At 66.1% G+C, this 21254-nt stretch carries 20 protein-coding genes and 2 rRNA genes; 13 read left to right on the plus strand and 9 right to left on the minus strand.

The window, feature by feature from the left end; translation table 11 throughout:
* Both rrf (GJV37_RS07960) and rrf (GJV37_RS07965) read left to right on the plus strand, forming a co-directional pair.
* Positions 1-108, plus strand: a 5S ribosomal RNA gene (gene rrf, locus GJV37_RS07960); the annotation flags it as partial.
* 105 nt (positions 109-213) lie between these two features.
* Positions 214-329 (plus strand): 5S ribosomal RNA (rrf, locus tag GJV37_RS07965).
* 207 nt (positions 330-536) lie between these two features.
* Here the strand turns inward: rrf (GJV37_RS07965) and GJV37_RS07970 are convergent.
* The 6 genes from GJV37_RS07970 to GJV37_RS07995 all read right to left on the minus strand — a co-directional run bounded on the left by GJV37_RS07970 (position 537) and on the right by GJV37_RS07995 (position 8033).
* Positions 537-995, minus strand: a complete 459-nt coding sequence (locus tag GJV37_RS07970) for a GNAT family N-acetyltransferase (RefSeq protein ID WP_170860203.1) — start codon at positions 993-995, stop codon at positions 537-539.
* A 119-nt stretch (positions 996-1114) separates the two neighbouring features.
* Positions 1115-2332: a beta-ketoacyl-ACP synthase I gene (gene fabB, locus GJV37_RS07975; protein WP_024766931.1), complete on the minus strand. Its 1218-nt coding sequence runs from the start codon at positions 2330-2332 to the stop codon at positions 1115-1117.
* A 10-nt stretch (positions 2333-2342) separates the two neighbouring features.
* On the minus strand, positions 2343-2858 hold the full coding sequence (gene fabA / locus GJV37_RS07980) for a 3-hydroxyacyl-[acyl-carrier-protein] dehydratase FabA (RefSeq protein ID WP_017517389.1): 516 nt from the start codon (positions 2856-2858) through the stop codon (positions 2343-2345).
* A gap of 231 nt (positions 2859-3089) precedes the next feature.
* Positions 3090-5006 (minus strand): ATP-binding protein, encoded by a 1917-nt coding sequence (locus GJV37_RS07985; protein WP_024766930.1) that lies wholly within the window; start codon positions 5004-5006, stop codon positions 3090-3092.
* A complete protein-coding gene (locus GJV37_RS07990; protein ID WP_170860205.1) occupies positions 5003-5923 on the minus strand; it encodes an ABC transporter substrate-binding protein in 921 nt (306 codons plus the stop codon). Before GJV37_RS07990 ends, GJV37_RS07985 begins: the two co-directional genes overlap by 4 nt.
* A gap of 1 nt (position 5924) precedes the next feature.
* Complete coding sequence (locus GJV37_RS07995; RefSeq protein ID WP_170860206.1) at positions 5925-8033, minus strand: TonB-dependent receptor plug domain-containing protein; 2109 nt, start codon at positions 8031-8033, stop codon at positions 5925-5927.
* 182 nt (positions 8034-8215) lie between these two features.
* Here GJV37_RS07995 and GJV37_RS08000 point away from each other — a divergent pair, with 182 nt between their 5' ends.
* From GJV37_RS08000 to GJV37_RS08050, 11 genes are all read left to right on the plus strand, one after another.
* Positions 8216-9238 carry an NAD(P)H-dependent glycerol-3-phosphate dehydrogenase gene (locus GJV37_RS08000; protein ID WP_037015951.1) on the plus strand — a complete coding sequence of 341 codons (1023 nt, stop codon included), beginning with the start codon at positions 8216-8218 and terminating at the stop codon, positions 9236-9238.
* Positions 9239-9250: 12 nt separating this feature from the next.
* Entirely contained in the window at positions 9251-9607 is a 357-nt protein-coding gene (locus GJV37_RS08005) for a DUF4389 domain-containing protein (RefSeq protein WP_054908417.1), read from the plus strand.
* Entirely contained in the window at positions 9604-10068 is a 465-nt protein-coding gene (gene sixA, locus GJV37_RS08010; RefSeq protein ID WP_037015946.1) for a phosphohistidine phosphatase SixA, read from the plus strand. Before GJV37_RS08005 ends, sixA begins: the two co-directional genes overlap by 4 nt.
* A gap of 257 nt (positions 10069-10325) precedes the next feature.
* Positions 10326-11993: an AMP-binding protein gene (locus tag GJV37_RS08015; RefSeq protein ID WP_170860207.1), complete on the plus strand. Its 1668-nt coding sequence runs from the start codon at positions 10326-10328 to the stop codon at positions 11991-11993.
* 20 nt (positions 11994-12013) lie between these two features.
* On the plus strand, positions 12014-12439 hold the full coding sequence (locus GJV37_RS08020) for a hotdog fold thioesterase (RefSeq protein WP_017517381.1): 426 nt from the start codon (positions 12014-12016) through the stop codon (positions 12437-12439).
* 196 nt (positions 12440-12635) lie between these two features.
* On the plus strand, positions 12636-13439 hold the full coding sequence (locus tag GJV37_RS08025; protein WP_024766924.1) for an AraC family transcriptional regulator: 804 nt from the start codon (positions 12636-12638) through the stop codon (positions 13437-13439).
* Between the two features lie 44 nt (positions 13440-13483).
* The gene (locus GJV37_RS08030) at positions 13484-14131 is read left to right on the plus strand and encodes a LysE family translocator (RefSeq protein ID WP_170860208.1); all 648 of its coding nucleotides are present in this window, start codon (positions 13484-13486) and stop codon (positions 14129-14131) included.
* A 148-nt stretch (positions 14132-14279) separates the two neighbouring features.
* Positions 14280-15080 (plus strand): alpha/beta fold hydrolase, encoded by an 801-nt coding sequence (locus GJV37_RS08035; RefSeq protein ID WP_054908420.1) that lies wholly within the window; start codon positions 14280-14282, stop codon positions 15078-15080.
* A gap of 9 nt (positions 15081-15089) precedes the next feature.
* Positions 15090-15953 (plus strand): alpha/beta hydrolase, encoded by an 864-nt coding sequence (locus GJV37_RS08040; protein WP_065327588.1) that lies wholly within the window; start codon positions 15090-15092, stop codon positions 15951-15953.
* Positions 15954-16034: 81 nt separating this feature from the next.
* Positions 16035-16922: a DUF4892 domain-containing protein gene (locus GJV37_RS08045; protein ID WP_170860209.1), complete on the plus strand. Its 888-nt coding sequence runs from the start codon at positions 16035-16037 to the stop codon at positions 16920-16922.
* Between the two features lie 62 nt (positions 16923-16984).
* Positions 16985-18040 carry an AI-2E family transporter gene (locus GJV37_RS08050; protein ID WP_065327589.1) on the plus strand — a complete coding sequence of 352 codons (1056 nt, stop codon included), beginning with the start codon at positions 16985-16987 and terminating at the stop codon, positions 18038-18040.
* Positions 18041-18318: 278 nt separating this feature from the next.
* On the opposite strand, the gene GJV37_RS08055 is transcribed toward GJV37_RS08050, so the two are convergent.
* From GJV37_RS08055 to xopAW, 3 genes are all read right to left on the minus strand, one after another.
* Positions 18319-19599 (minus strand): CynX/NimT family MFS transporter, encoded by a 1281-nt coding sequence (locus GJV37_RS08055; protein ID WP_193452313.1) that lies wholly within the window; start codon positions 19597-19599, stop codon positions 18319-18321.
* A gap of 53 nt (positions 19600-19652) precedes the next feature.
* A complete protein-coding gene (locus GJV37_RS08060) occupies positions 19653-20300 on the minus strand; it encodes a FadR/GntR family transcriptional regulator (RefSeq protein ID WP_193452314.1) in 648 nt (215 codons plus the stop codon).
* A 127-nt stretch (positions 20301-20427) separates the two neighbouring features.
* Positions 20428-21210: an EF-hand domain-containing protein gene (xopAW, locus tag GJV37_RS08065; protein ID WP_193452315.1), complete on the minus strand. Its 783-nt coding sequence runs from the start codon at positions 21208-21210 to the stop codon at positions 20428-20430.
* Between the last annotated feature and the right edge of the window lie 44 nt (positions 21211-21254).

The following is a 21254-nucleotide window of genomic DNA, read 5'->3' on the forward strand; positions in this document are numbered from 1 at the left end:
CCATAGAGCGTTGGAACCACCTGATCCCATCCCGAACTCAGTAGTGAAACGACGCATCGCCGATGGTAGTGTGGAGTTTCTCCATGTGAGAGTAGGTCATCGTCAAGCTCCTATCCCAAGACCCCTGGTCAGCTTCGCTGGCCGGGGGTTTTGCTTATTAGTGTAAGCAACCCGAATTCGGATGAGCGCCAAGGCGAGCATCCAACCGAATTGCTTGACGACCATAGAGCATTGGAACCACCTGATCCCATCCCGAACTCAGTAGTGAAACGATGCATCGCCGATGGTAGTGTGGAGTTTCTCCATGTGAGAGTAGGTCATCGTCAAGCTTCTAATTCCAAAACCCCTGATCAGCGAAAGCTGATCGGGGGTTTTGTTTTTGGGGAAGGGAAAATACTCGCTGTGCCATGGGATGCTTCCGCTTGGCGCGCCGCCCTCTCCCTAACCCTCTCCCTGAAGGGAGAGGGGACCGATTGGCACGGTGAACAGTTCTGGCGTTAGTCGGAGAACGATGCTATTCGCGAGCAAGCTCGCCCCTACAGCGGGCTGAGGGGCTTGGTCATGATGAGGGTGCGCTCTTCACCGTGGAGTTGTTCGCGCAGCACGCGATAGCCCAGGCGAGTGTAGAAGCTCTCAGCAGTGATGGAGGAGGGGACCAGCAGGGCCTCTATGCTGCGCTCCAGAGCGGCTTTCTCGATTCGGCTCATAAGGGACTGGCCGATGCCTTTGCGTTGCTGCGCAGGGGCTATGAAGAGGCTGCGCACGACATCGCCATCCAGGGCGCCAGTGCCGACCACCTGGTTGCCCAGCAGGGCGACGAACGCCAACCGATGTTCGAGTAATTCCATCACCCGTTCAGGCGTGAAGTGCGCCACCACCGACTCGATGACGCTCGTCGGGTAGTCCAGGCCGTTGCTCTCCCTGACCGCCGCCACGATCACCTGGCTGATGGCCTTGGCGTCGTTGCTGCGGGCTTGTCTGATCATCAAATCCATCTGCGTACTCCCTTTTATCAGCCTGTTAATCCTGACTGGATCGAGCGTGGGAGGGTAGGGCGCGGATTCGCAGGCAACAAAAAAGGCGCCCTGAGGCGCCTTTTTGTTTTGATCACCGATCAGCCGTTGTGGCGTTTCAGGACCAGGGTGGCGTTGGTGCCGCCGAAGCCGAAGCTGTTGCTCATGACGGTGTCGATCTTCGCGTTTTCGCGGGTCTCGCGCAGGATCGGCAGGTCGGCGACCTCCGGGTCCAGTTCGTCGATGTTGGCGGAGCCGGCGATGAAGTTGCCTTCCATCATCAGCAGGCAGTAGATCGCTTCGTGAACGCCGGCAGCGCCCAGGGAGTGGCCGGACAGGCTCTTGGTGGAGCTGATGGCTGGGGCGTTGCTGCCGAACACTTCGCGCACACCACGGATTTCAGCGACGTCGCCGACCGGGGTGGAGGTGCCGTGGGTGTTCAGGTAGTCGATCGGGGTGTCGACGGTGGCCAGGGCCTGCTGCATGCAGCGGATGGCGCCTTCGCCGCTCGGGGCGACCATGTCGTAGCCGTCGGAAGTGGCGCCGTAGCCGACGATCTCGGCGTAGATCTTGGCACCACGCTTGAGGGCGTGTTCCAGCTCTTCGACCACGACCATGCCGCCGCCGCCGGCGATGACGAAGCCGTCACGCTTGGCGTCGTAGGCGCGGGAAGCCTTTTCCGGGGTGTCGTTGTATTGGGTGGAGAGGGCGCCCATGGCGTCGAACAGGCAGCTCTGGCTCCAGTGTTCTTCCTCACCGCCGCCAGCGAAGACGACGTCCTGCTTGCCCAGCTGGATCTGTTCCATGGCCTGGCCGATGCAATGCGCGCTGGTGGCGCAGGCCGAGGAGATGGAGTAGTTCACGCCCTTGATCTGGAAGGGAGTGGCCAGGCACGCGGATACGGTGCTGCCCATGGTGCGGGTCACGCGGTATGGGCCGATGCGCTTGACGCCCTTCTCGCGCAGGGTGTCGATGGCTTCCATCTGGTTCAGGGTGGAAGCACCGCCGGAGCCGGCGATCAGGCCGGTGCGCGGGTTGGATATCTGCTCGGGGGTGAGGCCGGAGTCCTTGATCGCCTGTTCCATTGCCAGGTAGGCGTAAGCGGCGGCGTCGCCCATGAAGCGGAAGACCTTGCGGTCGATCAGCTCTTCCAGGTTCAGGTTGACCGAACCGGACACGTGGCTGCGCAGGCCCATCTCGGCATAGCTCGGGTTGTGGCGGATGCCAGCACGGCCTGCGCGAAGGTTGGCGGAGACGGTGTCTTTGTCATTGCCCAGGCAGGAAACGATGCCCAGACCGGTGATCACGACGCGACGCATGCGGATACCCTTAGAAGCTGTCAGTGGAAGTGAACAGGCCGACGCGGAGGCCTTCGGCGCTGTAGATTTCGCGGCCATCGACGCTGACGGTGCCGTCGGCGATGGCCAGGATCAGCGAACGATTGATCGTACGCTTGATGTGAATGTTGTAGGTGACTTTCTTGGCGGTCGGCAGGACCTGGCCGAAGAACTTCACTTCGCCCGAACCCAGGGCGCGGCCGCGGCCGGGATTGCCCTGCCAGCCGAGGTGGAAGCCTACCAGCTGCCACATGGCGTCGAGGCCCAGGCAGCCCGGCATGACGGGGTCGCCTTCGAAGTGGCAGGCGAAGAACCACAGGTCCGGGTTGATATCCAGCTCGGCGACCAGTTCGCCCTTGCCGTACTTGCCGCCGACATCACTGATGTGGGTGATGCGGTCGATCATCAGCATGTTCGGGGCGGGCAGTTGCGCATTACCCGGGCCGAAGAGCTCGCCGCGGCTGCAGCGCAGCAGGTCTTCTCGGGTGAAGGCGTTTTGTTTGGTCATGCGAGCTCCTCAAAAATCCTGGATAGCAGGCGTTGTTTGGCTTGTGCCTGCGGTGCCGCGTACCGTCGTACTTGTCACGGTGTCATGCGGCAGCCTAGTCATAGACTATTGCCTTTAAGTGAAAGTCACAGCAATCGGCGAACGCTTGTTCACTTTTCGCCGACGCCAGGTTTCCCTGTCGGGACGCAGGCCGTGGGCCGGTCCGCAGTTTGCGGGCAAGTGCTCCCTGGATCAACGACCTGGAGCAACCCAGCGCTGCAGAATCCGCTGCAACTCCGCACGTTTGAACGGCTTTGCGAGATAGTCGTTCATTCCCGCCTCAAGGCACGCTTCGCGATCGCCCTGTAGCGCATTGGCGGTCAGGGCGATGATCGGCACCTGTTCGCCGCCCGGTTTTGCGCGGATCTGCCGGGTAGCTTCGTAGCCGTTGAGCACGGGCAGGCGGCAGTCCATCAGGATCACCGCGAACTCGCCGCGCTCCGAGGTGCGCACTGCCTGGGCGCCGTCACCCACCAGCGTGACGCGATAGCCCAGGCTGCGCAACATAGCTTCTATGACTGTTTGATTCACCGGGTTGTCTTCCACCAGCAGCACGGACTGACCAGTGGCAAGCGCGGCGCCACCGTTCGTCCCGTCCTCCGCGGCGCTTTGACGCTCGCGGAAGGGCAGGGGAATCTCCAGGGTGAAAGTCGAACCGCAGCCTTCTTCGCTGACCGCACCCAGGGTGCCGCCCATCCGTTCGGCGAGTGTGCGCGCGATGGACAGGCCCAGCCCGGTGCCGCCATAGCGCCGCGAAGTGGAGGAGTCTGCCTGCTGGAAGGCCTCGAACATGTGTTCCAGGCGTTCGTGAGAGATGCCGATGCCGCTGTCCTGCACCGAGCAACTGAGCCAGAGCACCTCTGCGTCCAGTGCCTGCCAGGTGGCCTCCAGTCGCACGCCGCCTTCTTCGGTGAATTTCAGCGCATTGCCCAACAGGTTGACGAGGATCTGCCGGATGCGCGTCGGGTCACCCTGCACCTCGAGATTGTCCAGCCCGTCCTGCACATTCATTTCCAGTGCCAGGCCGCGCTGCTGGGCGCTGTGCTGGAAGACCTGAATGGAGCTCTGGATCAGTTCCAGCAGGTTGAACGGAATGCGCTCCAGTTCCAGAGCGCCGCGCTCGACGCGGGAGAAGTCGAGGATGTCGTTGATCACCTTGAGCAGGTGCTCGGTGGATTCGGTGGCCAGTGCGCTGTATTCGGCCTGCTCCTGGTTCAATTCGGTGGTTTCCAGCAGTTGCAGCATGCCCAGCACTCCGTTCATCGGAGTGCGCAGCTCGTGGCTCATCATTGCCAGGAAGTCGGATTTGGCACGGTTGGCCTCCTCGGCCTCCTCCCGCGCCGCCACCAGTTGGGCAATGCTGCGCTCCTGCTCCAGGCTGGCCTGTTGCAGGCCGCGGGCGAGGTTGTTGATGTGGCGGGCGAGGTCACCGACTTCGCCGTCGTCCGGCACCGGCAGGGTGGTGTGGTAGTCGCCGGTCTGGATCGCCTGCACGGCGCGGCCCATGGTGCGGATCGGCGCGGCGAGGCGACGGGCGAGACGGCGCGCCAGCAGGTAGGTGAGGATCAGGGCGAACAGGGCGAGCAGGCTGGCCTTGAGGAGGATCTCCTGCTGCCGCTCGCTGAAGGCGTCGCTGGCCATGCCGACCACCACGCGGCCCAGGTAGTCGCCGCTGGGCGGTGCGGCGGCCGGCAGCATGTCGTTGGAGCCGCCCAGCTCGCTGCCATTGAGGGCGATGTTCTCGCGCTGGATCGAGGCGTGGAAGATTTCCACCTTGGTACTCGCCTGCGCGGGATCGGCTGCGTGCTCGACGTAGACGAGGATGTTGTCGCCCCGGTCGCGCACCTCGATGAAGCGCACGTGGGCGGTGCTCAGGGTCGCCCGCAGTAGGCTCTGCAGCACGGGCAGGTTGCCGGAGATCACCCCGTATTCCGCCGCCGGGGCGAGCTGGTTGGCGATCAGTTGGCCGGTATGGTTCGACTCCAGGCGCAGGTCCTGCAGACGCGAGTAGGTGAAGTAGCCGGTCAGCAGCACGGTCAACAGCAGTGCGGGCCCCAGGCTGATGGCCAGCATGCGCGTCTGGATGTTCCAGCTCTTGCGGGAGCTCATGGTTTCTCTCCTTCGGCCAGGCGCTGCGCAAGCTGCGCGTCGTCCGGCAGGTCGATGCCCAGCGAACGCGCCACCTGGCGGTTGCTCTGCACCTTGAAGCGTTCGGGGTAGAGGCTGCGCGGCCATTGCTCCGCCGGCCGGTCGAGCAGGGTGTCCAGGGTCTCCAGCCAGTCGCTCTGGTCGCTGTAGCTGCTGGCCAGGCTGCCGGCCTTGACGAAGGCGGCGGTAGGGCCGATCAGCGCCCGGTTCTCGGCGTAGGCGCTGAGGAGGATGCCCTTGATGGTCTGTGCGTTATAAAGCTGTTTGTCGTCCAGCCCGAGCAGCAGGTCACTGCGACCGAGCAATTCTCGCAACGGGCGGCTGTCGTCGGGGCGGGTTTGCCGTTCGCTGGTGAGCTCGACGCCGAGCTCCCGCGCAGCCTGGTCGAGCTCCGGCAGGAGGAACTCGCTGGCAGGGCCGAGCAGTACGCCAATGCGCTGCGGACGCGGGCTGAGTTGCAGGGCGAGTTGCAGTTGCCGGGCCGGCGGCGGGTCGCTCCAGAGCAGGCTGAGATGCGGTGGCTCGCGCTCGCCCAGGACCTGCCGGGCTTCGACGCGGCTGACCAGTAGCGTCAGCGCCGGCGGTGCGTCGTGGCTGGCCAGGCGCCAGTTCAGCGCGCCGCTGCCGAGCAGCAGCAGGCGCGTCTGGCCATCGAGGTTGGCGGCGGGGGGCAGGTTTTCCGGGGTCTCCAGTCGCACCTGGTCATTCGGCCGGTGTTGCGCCAGCGCTTCGGCGAAGTCCTGCAGGGCTGGGCTCTGCTCGGTGCTGACCAGCAGGATGTCGCGGGCCTGGGCCGGCAGCGCGAAGAGGCAGGCCAACCAGAGCAGCAGGGCGGCGAAGAGGGGGCCGGGGCTCGTCCATGAGCGGCGGGCAGACATGCTAGAAGGCCACCTCGGCGCTGAAGTAGAGCAGGTGGCGGTTGTCGTAGCGGTTTTCCGGCCAGGTCAGTGGTTCGTCGTCCAGGCGCTGCTGCAGGACGCCGGCCAGTTCCAGCGCGGCGCGGCCCAGGGGAATGCGCTTGGCCACGCGCAGGTCGATGCGCTCGAAGCGGTGTTCGTTCAGCGCATCGTCGCCATAGTAGAAGACCGAGCTGGACCAGCCGCGGCCCCAGTCGCGCATCCACCCGGCCGAGCCGCTGTTGCGCGCGGTGAGGCGCCGGTCGAATCGGCTGCTGGCGTCATAGTCGACATAGGCATAGGTCAGCCGCACGCGGTCCTGCCGCGTCAGGCGCCAGTCCAGCTGAGTTTCGGCGCCGCTGAAGCGGATGTCGTTGTCGTTGGTCGGTTCGAAGTCGGATACCTGCAAGGGATCGCTGATCAGCCCGTGGATTTCGTCGTAGTAGGCTTTGATGTCCACCGCCAGCCCGAGTTCGTCGAACTGGCCGTTGTAACCGATTTCCCGCGAGCGCATGCGCTCCTGGTCCAGGTCGCCTGGGCCGTGGGCGCGGGCAAAGTAGTAGGCGCTGGACTGGCCATACGCGAGCGGCGAGAGGTGGCGCGCCCGGTAGCTCCAGTTCACGTCGTTCTCGTACATGTCCGGCGAGCGCACGGCTTCGGAATACACCGCTCGCAGGCTGTGGCGCGGATTGATCAGGTAGTTCAGCGCGAGGCGCGGGCTGACCGAACTGCCGGAAAGCTGGTCGTCCTCCGCCATCGCACCGCCCTGCAGCAGCCAGTGCGGCGACAGGTGCCATTCCAGCTGGCCGAACAGGCGCCAGATGTCGTTGTTCACCGTGCCGTCGAAGTAGGTCTCCGAGGTGGCCTGGTCGTGCCGATAACTCATGCCGCTGACCAGCCGCACGCTTTCGGCGAGGCTCAGGGTGTCCTGGATTTCCAGGTCGTAGCGGGTCTCGCGAATGTTCTGGTTCACCTGCCCGCACACCGGCAGGTAGGCGCCATTGGCCAGTTGCTGCAGAACCTGCCCGGCCAGTGCCTGTTCCTGAGCGGTCCCGCGGGGAATCCTGGGCAGCGACTCGGCCAGGTCGTCGACGTACTTCGGGTTCAGTGACCAGAGCTGCGCCAGCTGGGGGCTGAAGGCGACCTGGGCCTCGCAGGCGCCGAAGTCCTGCAGGCGCTCCCAGTGCTCGGCGTAGCCCTGCACATAGAAGCTGTGCTCGGGGTTCACGTCGAAGGTCCAGCGCATCGAGCCCGCGTAGTCGCGCGCGGTCAGGTCGGAGTTGTCGTCGCCGGGGGCGATGTCGCCGAAGATCGGCTCGTAGCTGTAGGGCCGCTGGTTGGTGCCTTCCTTGGCTGCCAACTGCCAGTCCAGGCTGTTGCGCAGGTCGAGGTTGTGGCTGGCCACCAGGTTGAAGCGGTTCAGGCGCCGGCCATCGCGGTAGTCGCGATCGAACTGGTCATGGTCGAAGCCGTCGTCTTCCTGGCCGGACAACGACAACCGGTAATAGCCCGAGCGGTCGTGGATGCCCTGGCTCGCGTACCAGTCGCGGACGCCGTTCTGCCCGGCGGTGTATTTCAAGCGCGTGCCCTGGCTGTCGGCCGGGTGGCGGGTGAGGATGTTGATGACGCCCATCAGCGCGTTGGCGCCGTAGCTCACCGCGTTGGGGCCGCGGAAGACCTCGATGCGGTCGATGTCCTCGATGGCCACCGGGATGTCGCTCCAGTCCACCGTCGCCAGGCCTGGGCGGTACACCGAACGGCCGTCCACCAGCACCTGCAGGCGCCGCGCCTCGGTGACGTTGGTGCCGTGGTAGTTCACCGTCGCCTGGTTGCCCGACAGGTAGCCGACCATCATGCCCGGTACCAGGCGCATCAGTTCCGGAATGTCGCGAGCGCCGGAAGCCTTGATCAGGTCGCGGTCGAGTACCGTCATGCTGCCGGGCACCTCCGCGGGGGACTGTTTGAGCCGCGTCGCGGTCAGAACCTGGGGAACGTCGAGGCTGTCCACGAACAGATCGCCCGCCATGGCCTTGCCGGCCAGCAGCGCGGCAAGCAGGGTAAGCGGCAAAGGGACGCGGGCGGGATGCTGCACGGAACGACCTTGTTCTCGGTTTTTATCAGATGTGTCGACGTCTGGAGTTAGACGTTTTCTGTCAGACGGATGTTAAACGAGGCAGCGCTGATTGCCAGTCCGGCGATCCGGGCTGGTCGCTCGCCGATGCGGCCTTATAATGCCCCAATCGCTGCCTCAGGGCGGCCACCAATGGAACAGACATGACACAGCAGCAACCGATCGCCGTCCTCGGTGGTGGCAGTTTCGGCACCGCCTTCGCCAATCTGCTGGCAGAAAACGGGCAGCGCGTTCGTCAATGGATGCGCGACGAGGAGCAGGCCGAGGCGATCCGCACCCGCCGCGAGAATCCCAACTACCTCAAGGGCGTGCGTATCCATGACGGCGTGGAGCCGACCACGGACCTGGTGGCGACCCTGGCCGAGTGCGAGATGATTTTCGTCGCAGTGCCTTCCAGCGCCCTGCGCAAGGTGCTCGATGGCCGCAGCGAAGAGCTGGCGGGCAAGATGCTGGTCAGCCTGACCAAGGGCATCGAAGCGCAGAGCTTCAAGCTGATGAGTCAGGTGCTCGAAGAGATCGCACCGAAATCCCGCATCGCGGTGATTTCCGGCCCGAACCTGGCGCGCGAGATCGCCGAGCACGAGCTGACCGCCACCGTGGTCGCCAGCGAGGACGAAGACCTCTGTGCCCAGGTGCAGCAGGCCCTGCACGGCCGCACTTTCCGCGTCTACGCCAGTGGCGACCGCTTTGGCGTCGAACTGGGCGGCGCGCTGAAGAACGTCTACGCCATTATTGCCGGGATGGCTGCCGCGCTGGGCATGGGCGAGAACACCAAGGGCATGCTGATCACCCGCGCCCTGGCGGAGATGACCCGCTTCGCCGTCAAGCTCGGCGCCAACCCCATGACGTTCCTCGGCCTGGCCGGTGTGGGCGACCTGATCGTCACCTGTTCGTCACCCAAGAGTCGTAACTATCAGGTGGGCTTCGCCCTGGGCGAAGGCCTGACCCTGGAGGACGCCGTGGCGCGCATGGGCGAGACTGCCGAGGGCGTGAATACCCTCAAGGTGCTCAAGGCCAAGGCCGACGAGCTGCAGGTCTACATGCCGCTGGTGGCCGGCCTCAACGCCATCCTGTTCGGCGGCCGTACACTGGAGCAGGTCATCGGAGCGCTGATGAGCGGCGAGCCGAAGACCGACGTCGACTTCATTCCCACCACCGGTTTCTGAGGAGGTTTCGCCATGTCCGCTGAACGTCAGCCCGCTGACCGTCTAGAGAAGGAATCCCTGGTCCTGCGCGTCGTCTGGATGCTGGTCTTCGCGCTGGTCTGGTTCGTCGCCGAGATGATCCTCGGCGCCGTGGTGATCATCCAGCTGATCTACCGCATCATCTACGGTGCGCCCAGCGGCAGCCTGATGGGCTTCGGCGACAGCCTGAGCCAGTACTTTGCGCAGATTGGCCGCTTCGGCACCTTCCAGACCGAAGAGAAGCCCTGGCCGTTCGCCGACTGGCCGACTGCCCGTGCCCCGGAAGGCGAGGCCCCGCACGACGTGCCGCCGGCGCCGCACCCGGTGCGTGACGAGGAGCCGAAGCTTTGAAGCTCTGGCTGCTGCGCCATGGCGAGGCCGAGCCCCAGGCCCGCCGTGATGCCGAGCGCCGACTGACGGCCCATGGCATCAAGGAGGCGCTGAAAAGCGCCGCCCAGTTGGCCGGCCAGCCGCTGGACGGCATCCTCGCCAGCCCCTACGTGCGCGCCCAGGAAACCGCCGAGCTGGTTCGCGAGGCGCTGGGTTTCGAGGGGGCGGTCGGCACCGCGCCCTGGCTGACTCCGGATGACGATCCGAAAGACGTGCTGCGTTTCCTCGATGGCCGCAACGAGCAGAACCTGCTGCTGGTCACGCATCAGCCTCTGGTCGGTGCGCTGGCCGGCCTGCTGGTGCATGGCAGCCGCAGCGATGCCGTGCCGTTCAGCACCGCCACGCTGGCGGAACTGGAAGGCGAGGTGCCGGTGGCGGGATTGATGGAGCTGGTGTCGCTCTACCATCCGCGGCATTCCTGAGTCGTCCGTTTCCGAAAAAGGCCCCGAAAGGGGCCTTTTGCATTTCCATTACCGGCAAATCGTGCCTGGATGTTTCTTCGCGAGCCCCGTTGCAGAGCGGCTGGTGGCCAATCCTTCGGCTAAATCCTACAAAAGTTCACACGACCAGCCTTGTCTGCCGCTGCGCTGCGTGGAATATTCAACCAAGCAAGTGCTTGGTTGATCCATCGCTATATCCCTGAGCTACACCTCTGACAAAAAAAACAAAGGAGGGGCACGTGGTTAAAGCAGTCCGATTACCACTCGACCTGTTCTATCAGCGCGAGAAGAGCCACCCGAACAAGCGCTACCTGGTGCAGCCGCTCACTGGCGGCCAAGTGCAGACCCTGACCTGGGGCGAAGTGGGCGACCAGGCCCGCCGCGCCGCCGCCTGGCTGCGCAGCCTTGACCTGCCCGAAGGCAGCCGGGTGGCGATCATTTCGAAGAACTGTGCGCACTGGATAGTCGCCGACGTCGCCATCTGGATGGCCGGCCACGTCTCGGTGCCGCTGTATCCCAACCTCACCGCCGACTCCGTGCGCCAGGTGATGACCCACTCCGAAGCGCGGGTGGCCTTCATCGGCAAGCTGGACGACTGGCCGGCAATGGTCGACGGTATTCCCGAGGGCGTGCCCACGGTGGCTTTGCCGCTGCATCCGGAAGGGCGATTCGACCACCAGTGGGGCGATCTTCAGCAGCAGGCGCCGATCAGCGATGATCCGCGCCCGGACACCACCACCCTGGCAACCCTCATCTACACCTCCGGCACCACCGGTACGCCCAAGGGCGTGATGCACACCTTCGGCAACTTCGCCTTCGCCGCCAGCCATGCCATCGACCTGTTCGGTGTCGGCGAGGAGGACCGGCTGCTGTCGTACCTGCCGCTGTGCCATGTGGCCGAGCGGATGTTCGTGCAGATGGCGTCGATCTATGCCGGGCAGACGATCTTCTTCGCCGAGAGCCTGGACACCTTCGTTGCCGACATGCGCCGGGCGCGGCCCACGGTGTTCTTCGGCGTGCCGCGCATCTGGACCAAGTTCCAGATGGGCGTCTACGCGCAGATACCGGCGAAAAAGCTCGACCGCCTGCTGCGCCTGCCCATCGTCGGCCGCCTGGTCGGTCGCAAGGTACTCGCCGGCCTTGGCCTGGACGCCGTGCGCTACGCCCTGTGCGGTGCCGCGCCGGTGCCCGAGGCGCTGCTGAACTGGTACCAGCGCCTGGGCCTGAATGTGCTCGAGGTCTACGGCATGACCGAGAACTGCGGTTACTCCCACGTCTGCAGACCGGGCGAGCAGAAGACCGGCTGGATCGGCCGCAACAGCCCCGGCGTGGAAGTGCGCATCAGCGACGAGGGCGAAGTGCAGGTGCGCAGCGGCGCGACCATGGTCGGCTACTTCAAGGACCCGGAGCGCACTGCCGAGACCATCACCGAGGACGGCTTCCTGCGTACCGGCGACAAGGGCGAGCAGGATGCCGAAGGCCACCTGCGCCTGACCGGACGCATCAAGGAAATCTTCAAGACCGCCAAGGGCAAGTACGTGGCCCCGGCGCCCATCGAGAACCGCCTGGCCGTGCATTCGCGGATCGAGCAGATCTGTGTGGTCGGCGACGGCCTGATTGCCCCGCTGGGTCTTTGCGTGCTCTCCGAGGTGGGCCGCCAGGAAGCCGCCAACGGCTCGCGCATCGAGCTCGAACAGAGCCTGCAGGCGCTGCTGACGGAGGTGAACGAGGCGCTGGACAAGCACGAACGCCTGGCCGGACTGGTGCTGGTCAAGGACGTCTGGACGGTGGATAACGGCTTCCTCACGCCCACTCTGAAGATCAAGCGCAACGTGGTGGAAGGCACCTACGGTCAGCGCTTCAATGAATGGGCGGAGCGCCGCGAGGCGGTGCAATGGCATGAATGAGACGACATGAGGGGAATGGCATGACCTGGCGCACCACGCCCGATCTGGAAAAGCTCAACGCGAACCTGAAGAACACCATCGGTGAAGTGCTCGATATCCGCTTCGAGGCGTTCGACGACGACTCGCTGACCGCCAGCATGGTGGTGGATTCGCGTACCCACCAGCCCTACGGCCTGCTGCACGGCGGCGCCTCGGTGGTGCTGGCGGAGACCGTCGGCTCCACCGCCAGCTACCTGTGCCTGGATACGTCCAAGTACTACTGCGTTGGCCTGGAGGTGAACGCCAACCACCTGCGCGGCCTGCGCAGCGGGCGGGTGACGGCGGTGGCCAAGGCGGTGCATATCGGTCGCTCGACCCACGTCTGGGAAATCCGCCTGCACGGGGATGATGGCAAGCCGAGCTGCATCTCGCGGCTGACCATGGCGGTGGTGCCGCTGGAGCGTTGAGGGGGCCGGGAACTGGCTCGAACGTGGGATGGCATGGAGCGAAGCGATACCCATCAATTACTGCTCCGGCAGCATGGGTATCGCCTAGGCTCCACCCATCCTACAAGGGCGCTCCCTGCGGTTGCATCTGACTGGAGGAGCGGGCGCTCGCAATTTTGTCCAAGACCCGCCGTTCCTGCGCCGGTAAAGTAGGCCCATGGAACGTATCGAACACCACAGCAGCGGCTTGCCCGGCGTCCGTTTCATCGACGCCGAGTACCGCCGTTTCGCCTTTCCGCGGCATTTTCACCTCGACTATCACGTCGGGTTGATGCTCGACGGTCGCCAGCGCTACACCCATCGCGGTGAGCGCTCGCTGGCCGGGAATGGCGACATCCTGCTGATGAGCCCCGAGAGTATCCACGACGGTTCCAGCGACGGTGAGGACGGCTATCGCATCCGCGTGCTGTCCATCGACCCGCACTGGCTGGACGATGCCTGCCGCGCCTTCAGCGATGGCCGCCAGGGCGCGCCGCGGCTGACGGCCGCGCAACTGCGCGATCCACGGCTGCAGGCCGAACTGCAACAAGCCCATGCCCTGATGCTGGGTGGCGAGCGGCTGGAGCAGGAAGGCCAGCTGTGGCAGGCGCTGGCCGCCTTGCTGGAGCGCGCCTCCAGCCTGCGCATCCGTGAGCCGGGGCAGGGTTTCGACGCGCCGACCTGGGCACGTATCCGCGAATGGCTGGAGTCGCGCCTGGAAACGCCGCCGACGCTGGAGGAGATCGCCGAGTTCTGCGACCTCAGCCCCTGGCAGGTATTGCGCCGCTTCCGCCACCAGTGCGGATTGCCGCCGCACCAGTGGCTGACGCACCTGCGACTCGAGCGCGCCTTGCCGCGGGTGCTCAAGGGCCAGCCGCTGTCGGAGATCGCCCTGAGCCTGGGCTTCTATGACCAGGCGCACTTCAGCCGCCTGTTCCGCCGCACCTACGGATTGCCGCCCGCGCGTCTGCGCCAGCGCTGATCCACCCACCGATCCCGTTTCCTTTCCCACTGGAGAATCCCGCCATGCAGGAGGTTCACGTCTTGCTCATGCTCACCGCCGTGTTTGCCGTCGCCCTGGTCAGCCCCGGCCCGGACGTCGCGCTGGTGGTGCACACTTCTCTGCACCAGGGCCGCCGCGCCGGCGTGCTCAGCGCCCTGGGGCTGGCCTGCGGCATCCTGGTCCACGGCACGTTGGTGCTGACCGGCGTGTCGCTGCTGCTCAGCCGTTCGCCGCTGCTGTTCAGTGCGTTACAGCTGGTGGGCGCGTTCTATCTCGGCTGGCTGGGCATCGGTGCTCTGCGTGCCCTGCGCAAGCCGGGCGGGGCAGGGCGGATCGACGGCGAGCTGGCTGAATCCAGGCTTGGCCCCTGGCTGCGCGGGTTGGCGACCAACCTGTTCAATCCCAAGGCGCTGGTGTTCTTCCTCGCATTGCTGACCAGCCTGATCCCGGTAGACATGTCGGCACCCGGCAAAGTGGCGGTGGCTGTGATGCTGTTCGGCACTGGTTTCCTCTGGTTCAGCCTGCTCAGCGTGATCCTCACCCGACCGGTCTGGCAGAAGCGCCTGCTGCGGGCGGTCCCGGTGATCAATGGAGCCTGTGGGCTGGTATTCCTGCTGGTGGCTGGCGGCATCCTGTTCAGCGTGGTGAACCACGCGGTGCAGTGGGTCTGAGTCGCGCCGCGAGAGGGCGGGAAGGGCAAATCCGCCGGAGCGCCATGGACTTTGGCCGTAGTGCCGTCATTCGCGGGAATGCGGGTCATTGCCGCACTCGGGTTGCTGTCGGAAAATCCAGGCTGTCATTCCCCCGAGTTCACCCAGCATGTCGCAAGCGGTCTTCTTCGCCCACGCCAACGGTTTCCCCTCGGGTACCTATGGCAAGTTGTTCGACGCCCTGGAGCCGGATTACCGGGTCCATCGGCTGGACATGCACGGCCATGACCCGCGCTTCCCGGTGAACGCCAACTGGGAAAACCTGGTGGAGGAACTGCTGCATCACCTGGAGGCGCTGGATGAACCGGTGTGGGGCGTCGGCCATTCCCTGGGCGGCGTGCTGCATTACCACGCGGCGCTGCGCAGGCCCGAGCTGTATCGCGGGGTGGTCATGCTCGATTCGCCCCTGCTGACCTTGGCCGATCAACTGGTGATCCGTGTCGCCAAGCGCTTCGGCTTCATCGACCGGCTGACGCCCGCCGGCCGCACGCTCGGTCGCCGCGAGGATTTCGACGATTTTGCCGAGGCGCTGGAGTATTTCGCCGGCAAGCCGCTGTTCAAGCGTTTCGACCGCGATTGCCTGGAAGCATACGTGCGCCACGGGCTGGCGCCGGCCGACGCAAGGGGCCTGCGGTTGAAGTTCGACCCGGCCACGGAAATCTCCATCTACCGCAACGTGCCACACACCAGCCCCGGCCGCGCGAAGCAGCTCGCCGTGCCGTTGACCATGGTGCGCGGCCGCCACAGTCGGGTGGTGCTGCCGCACCACGCCCGTATGATCGGCCGCATCCCCATGGGGGAGAGCCTGTCGCTGCCCGGTGGGCACATGTTCCCGCTGGAGCGCCCGCAGGACACCGCCGCTCTGCTCAAGACCGTCTTCGCCCGCTGGCAACAGCGCACCAACGCCTGAGGAACCGCCATGACCGCCAAAGTCCAGGAAATCCGCCTGAACCTGCCGCATATCGAGCTGGCCGCGCACCTGTTCGGCCCGGAAGACGGCCGGCCGGTGATTGCCCTGCACGGTTGGCTGGACAACGCCATGAGCTTCGCCCGCCTGGCACCGAAGCTCGAAGGCGTGCGCATCCTCGCCCTCGATTTCGCCGGCCACGGCCACTCGGGCCACCGCGCACCGGGGGCCAGCTACCTGCTCTGGGATTACGCGCTGGACGTGCTGATGGTGGCCGACCAGATGGGCTGGGAGCGTTTCTCCCTGCTCGGGCACTCCATGGGCGCGATCGTCTCGGTGCTGCTGGCCGGCGCCATGCCCGAGCGCATCGAGCGCCTGGCGCTGATCGACGGCCTGGTGCCCTACACCGGAGAACCGGACACCTCGCCGCAGAAGCTTGGCGAAGCCTTGCGCGCGCAACTGGCCCTGCCGAACAAGCGCAAACCGGTGTACGAGGCTATCGACCGTGCCGTGGAAGCGCGCATGAAGGGCGTCGGCGCGGTGAGCCGGGAAGCCGCCGAGCTGCTGGCATCCCGTGGTCTGGTACCGGTGCCCGGCGGCTACACCTGGCGTACCGACGCGCGCCTGACACTGCCGTCGCCGCTGCGCCTGACCCGCGCCCATGCGCGACAATTCGTCCAGTCCGTGCAGTGCCCGACCAGCCTGGTGCTGGCGCAGCAGGGGTTGATGCTGGTCGAGCCGGCCACCCGCGAACTGCTCAAGGACAGGCCCTTCGAGGTCCATGAACTGCCGGGCCAGCACCACCTGCACCTGGATGACGAGGCGGGCGCCGAAGCGGTTGCCGCGATCTTCCGGCCGTTCCTGCTGGCGGACTGAGCAATACCCTGTAGCGGCGCGCAGCTTGACTAAAACGGGGCCTGCCGCGAGTCTGCACGGATCGTTTCAGGGAGATTGTGCATGCTCGACGTCCAGACCACCGCGCGCCAAGACGGCAAAAACCTTTCGGCGGACGCGCAGAAGGCCCGGATCTCGCGGCTCCTTCACTCCCTGATCTTCACCGGTATTCTCGGTGTCAGCGCCGTTGCCGGCGCCGCCGACCTGCCCGACAGCCACGACCTGGACATCCTCCCGCGCTTCCCGCGTTCGGAGATCGTCGACTTCAACCAGGCTGCCGGCCAGGAGCGCATCTACCCACAGGGCTCGATCAGTCGTATCAGCGGGCGCCTGCGCATGGAGGGGGAGGTGCGTGCCATCGGCGACCTGACCGCCGTGACCTACCGCCTGCCCGACGAGGACTCCAGCCAGAGCGCCTTCGCCGCCGCGCGCAAGGACCTGCTCAAGGCCGACGCCACGCCGCTGTTCTGGTGCGAGAGCCGCGATTGCGGCTCCAGCAACCTGCTGGCCAATTCGGTGTTCGGCAACTCCAAGCTGTTCGGCCCGGACGACCAGCAGGCCTACCTGCTGGTACGCCTTGCCGCGCCTCACGAGGACAGCCTGGTAGCGGTCTACACCATCACCCGCGGCAACCGCCGCGCCTACCTGCATGCCGAACAGCTGGACAGCGGCGCCGCCCTCGGCGAGTTGTTGCCCAGCCCGGCGACCCTGATGCGCCTGCTCAAGGCCAACGGCGAGCTGACCCTCAGCCATGTGCCTCAGGAGCCGGGCGGTGCCTGGCTCGACCTGCTGGTGCGTACCCTGCGCCTGGATACCGGGGTGCGCGTCGAGCTGGCCGGCAAGCATGCCAGCGACTGGCGCGCAGCACTCACCGCCCAGGGCGTGCGCGATGCGCGTCTGGAGCAGGGCAGGGACGATAGTGACGGCCTGCACCTGACCTGGCTGCGCTGATTCCCCTACGCTGAAGGACGAAACGCCCTACACTGGGGCTTTCGAGCCAACCGGGGTTTCCAATGTTCGACAATGATCGCCTGTTGCTGCGCCTGCTGTTGCTGGGCCTGCTTGCGGCCAGCATCTGGGTGTTGCTGCCCTTCTGGTCGGCATTGGTCTGGGCCGCAGTGCTGGCTTTCGCCAGCTGGCCGCTGATGCGCCTGCTCACTCAACTGCTGGGCGGCCGCCAGGCAGCGGCGGCCGGCGTGCTCACCGTCTGCTGGATCGTGCTGGTGGCGCTGCCATTGGTATGGCTGGGCTTCGGGCTGGTGGACCGGGTGCGCGAAGGCGTGGAGCTGGTGAAGAACCTGCAGGTCTCCGGCCTGCCGCCGCCGCCGGAGTGGATGGCCCGCGTGCCGCTGATCGGCGATCGCCTGATCGGCTGGTGGTACCAGGCCGACCAGCAGGGCGTGGCAATGTTCTCCGCGCTCAAGCCGTACATGGGTGAGGTCGGCAACTGGGTGCTGGCGCGCAGCGCCAAACTGGGGGCGGGGATCTTCGAGCTGGTACTCAGCCTGGTGCTGATCTTCTTCTTCTACCGTGACGGCCTGCGCCTGCAGGCTTTTGCCCACGGCATGCTGCAGCGCCTCATCGGCGACACCGCACAGCAGTACATGGACATCATCGCCGGTACCGTGCAACGGGTGGTCAACGGGGTGATCGGCACCGCCGCCGCACAAGGGGTGCTGGCGACCGTCGGCTTCCTCATCGCCGGCGTGCCGGGCCCGCTGGTGCTGGGCTTGCTGACCTTCGTCTGTAGCCTGCTGATGGTGCCACCGCTGATCTGGGGGCCGGCCGTGCTCTGGCTGTTCTACCAGGAGAGCTATGGCTATGGCGTGTTCATGGCCATCTGGGGCTTCTTCGTGATCAGTGGCGTGGACAACATCCTCAAGCCCTACCTGATCAGCCGGGGCGGCAACCTGCCGCTGGTGGTGGTGCTGCTGGGCGTGCTTGGCGGCTTGCTCAGCTTCGGCTTCATCGGTTTGTTCCTCGGGCCGGTGCTGCTGGCGGTGGTCTACAACCTGATCAGCGCCTGGGTCGAGAGCTCGCGCCGGCCGCCGTCACCGCCTGTAGTTTGATGGTTCGGAGCAGGGTTTTGCCCTCTCCCTAACCCTCTCCCTGAAGGGCGAGGCGACTGTCCGGCGTGTGCCGAAAGCGCGGCACTCGCCGGCTGACTCCCTAGAAGAGCCCCGCGCCGAGCGGCTCCCTCGCCCTGCGGAGCGGGGCGCGCAGCCAGGGCGGGGGAGAGGGCGCAACGGCCGCTTCGGAACTGACGGGAAGCTCCATTCGCGAGCAAGCTCGCTCCTACAGTTAAGGCGCAATCCCGAACGGGTTATGCGCCCTGCGGCTTCAGGTGTCAGACGTGCTCGCTCTTCACCTGCACCAACCGATCCCGCCCGGCGCCCAGGCCGAAGATGATCGCCGCCACCGTCACCACCACGAAGATCACCCCGGTTGCCGCCCAGCCGCCGGTGAGGTCGTGCACCACGCCGACCAGGAAAGGTCCGCAGGCCGCCAGCGTGTAGCCCACGCCCTGGGCCATGCCGGAGAGGTTGGAGGCGACGTGGGAGTCCGGCGAGCGCAGCACGATCAGCGCCAGGGCGATGCTGAAGGTGCCGCCCTGGCCGAGGCCGAGCACCACCGCCCAGCCCCAGATACCCGACAGCGGGGCGAGCAGCAGGCCGAGCAGGCCGGCCAGTGTCAGGCTCATGACGATCACCACGGCGAGGCGCTGGTCCTTGCCGCGGGTGGCCAGCCAGGGGGCGGCCAGGGCGCTGAACAGCTGCACCATCACCGAACCGGAGAGCACCAGCCCGGCTTCCACCGCACTGAGTCCACGGTCGATGAGAATCGACGGTACCCAGCCGAAGACGATGTAGGCCAGCGACGATTGCAGGCCCATGTACAGCGTCACCTGCCAGGCCAGCGGGTCGCGCCACAGGCCCTTCACCTTGTACACCGCACGGTGGGCGTGGTGGTTCTGGTGCGTCTGCGGCAGCCAGATCGCCGCCGCGACCACGGCGGGAATCGCCCAGAACGCCAGGGCCAGTTGCCAGCTGTTGCCCATCAGCCCGGCCAGCGGCACGGTGGAGCCCGCGGCGGTGGCGGCGCCCAGGCACAGGGCCATGGTGTAGACGCCGGTCATGGTCCCGGCGATATGCGGGAAGTCGCGCTTGACGATGCCCGGCAGCAGCACGCCGATGATGCCGATGCTGGCGCCGGCCACCAGGCTGCCGAGGAACAGCCCGGCCACCGGGAACAGGCTGCGCAGGACGATGCCGCCGGCCAGGGTGAAGAGGATCAGCAGCACGGTGCGCTCGGCGCCCAGGCGCCGCGCGAGCATCGGCGCCAGCGGCGCGAACAGGCCCAGGCAGAGCACCGGCAGGGTGGTCAGCAGGCCGGCGGCGGCAGCGGAAAGGCCGGTGCCGTCGCGCACGGTGTTGAGCAGCGGCGACAGGCTGGAAAGCGCCGGGCGCAGGTTGATCGCCACCAGCACCAGGCCCAGCAGCAACAGCCAGGTACGTTGCGGGCGCGGTCCGATCTTCGGCGCGCTGTCGTCTTCGGCGTCGATCAGCAGTTCTTCGGGCGGGCAGGACACCTTGTGTTCGATGTCTTTCGGGTCATTGGGCAGGGACATGGTGGGCATTCCAGGGCAGCAAGGCAGAAAGCGTTCGGTATAGGAAATGGGAGTCAGATCAGCAGCGCGCGGTTCGCTTTCGCGGCGGCTTCGGCGTCGCCACGGGCAATGGCGTCCACCAGCTCGCGGTGCAGCTCGAAGCTCGGCTGCGGCCGGTTCGGGTCGCCGATGGTGCGCTCCAGCCCGGCGCGGATGACCTGGGAGAAGTAGCGGTACAGCTCGCTGAGCACCGGGTTGTGGGCGCTGTCCACCACGCGTTGGTGGAAGGCCAGGTCGTGGGCGATGTATTCGTCCAGCGATCCGCCGTGGTGCACGGCGGAAGCTTCGAGGGCCTCATGCAGCGCGGCGAGGTCGGTTTCGCTGCGGCGCTCGGCGGCCAGTCGGCTGGCTTCCACCTCGATGATGCCGCGTGCCTCCAGCGCCTGCTCCACCGAGCTGCGGGCGAGCACCAGCATGGCGTCCAGCGGGTTGGCGCAGGCGCGTACGTAGGTGCCATCGCCCTGGCGCACTTCCAGTACACCGGAGAAGGTCAGCACGCGCACGGCCTCTCGAACCGTATTGCGGCTCATGCCGAGAGCTTCGGCCAGTTCGGGTTCGGGGGGCAGGCGCTGGCCCAGCGGCCAGGTGCCGTCGCCGATGCGCTGATGGATCTGCTCCAGGGCGATGTCGACCAGGGAGCGCTTTTGAAGAGGGCTTGGCATGGAAACATCCAATCATCGGATGAATTTGAAGAGGCCAAGACTAGGCCAGGCACGGGGTCGCTGGCAATGCGGGACTGACGGGTGATACCGCCGGAGCGGGGGGCTCCGGCGGTGGGTACGACGCGGATCAGGCGGCGATGTTCACCAGGCTGCCGCTGGTAGCCTGGAGTGCAGTGACCTCGCTGCTCTGGTATTGCTTGAGCAGGTTGGCCACCAGCTTCTGGTAGGCAGCGCCGGTGTTGGCGCTGCTTGCGGAGTTGCTGGAGGCGGTGGTCGTCGAGCTGTCCGAGGAGCCGCTGGAAGAATCGCTGGACGAGCCACTGGAGGCCGAAGGCGGCGGTGGCGGCGGACCGTCGCTGCGCTGCGCCTGCAGTGCGCTGGCGAGTTCGTCGCTGCTGATGGAGCCGTTGCCGTCGGCGTCGAGCTGGCTGAACAGTTCGCTCAGGCGCTCGCTGTCGTCGCTGCTGCCCAGAGCGGAAAGCTCGTCGCTGCCGAGGCTGCCGTCGCCGTCGCTGTCCAGGGCGCTGATCAGGTCGTCGGCGGACTCCCCCGCATCGGCCATTCCCCCCATGCCGCCCGGCGGTGGGGGAGGCGGGGGCATGGCGGCGGAGAGTTCGTCCTGGGAGATGCCGCCGCTGGCATCGCTGTCCAACTCGCTGAGCAGGGCGTCGATGTCGATATCGCTGCTGTCCGAGTCGTCGCCGGACGACAGCGCGTTGGTCAGTTCGTCCTTGCTGATGCTGCCGTCGCCATCGCTGTCGATGGACTTGAACAGGTCTTCCTGGAACTTCGCCGCGCCCTGGGACGCGCCAGTGCTACCGCTCTGTGTGGCGGTGCTGCTGGCGGTCTGGGTCCGGGCGAGCGAGCTGGTGTAGTAGCTCGCATAGCTGCTGCTCACGCCGCTGATCATAGGAGAGTCTCCATGGTTGCCAAGCCGGAGGGTTCTCCGGTGAT

Origin of the sequence: Pseudomonas nitroreducens, assembly GCF_010994165.1 — a bacterium.
In the GTDB taxonomy this organism is placed as follows: Bacteria; Pseudomonadota; Gammaproteobacteria; order Pseudomonadales; family Pseudomonadaceae; genus Pseudomonas; species Pseudomonas nitroreducens.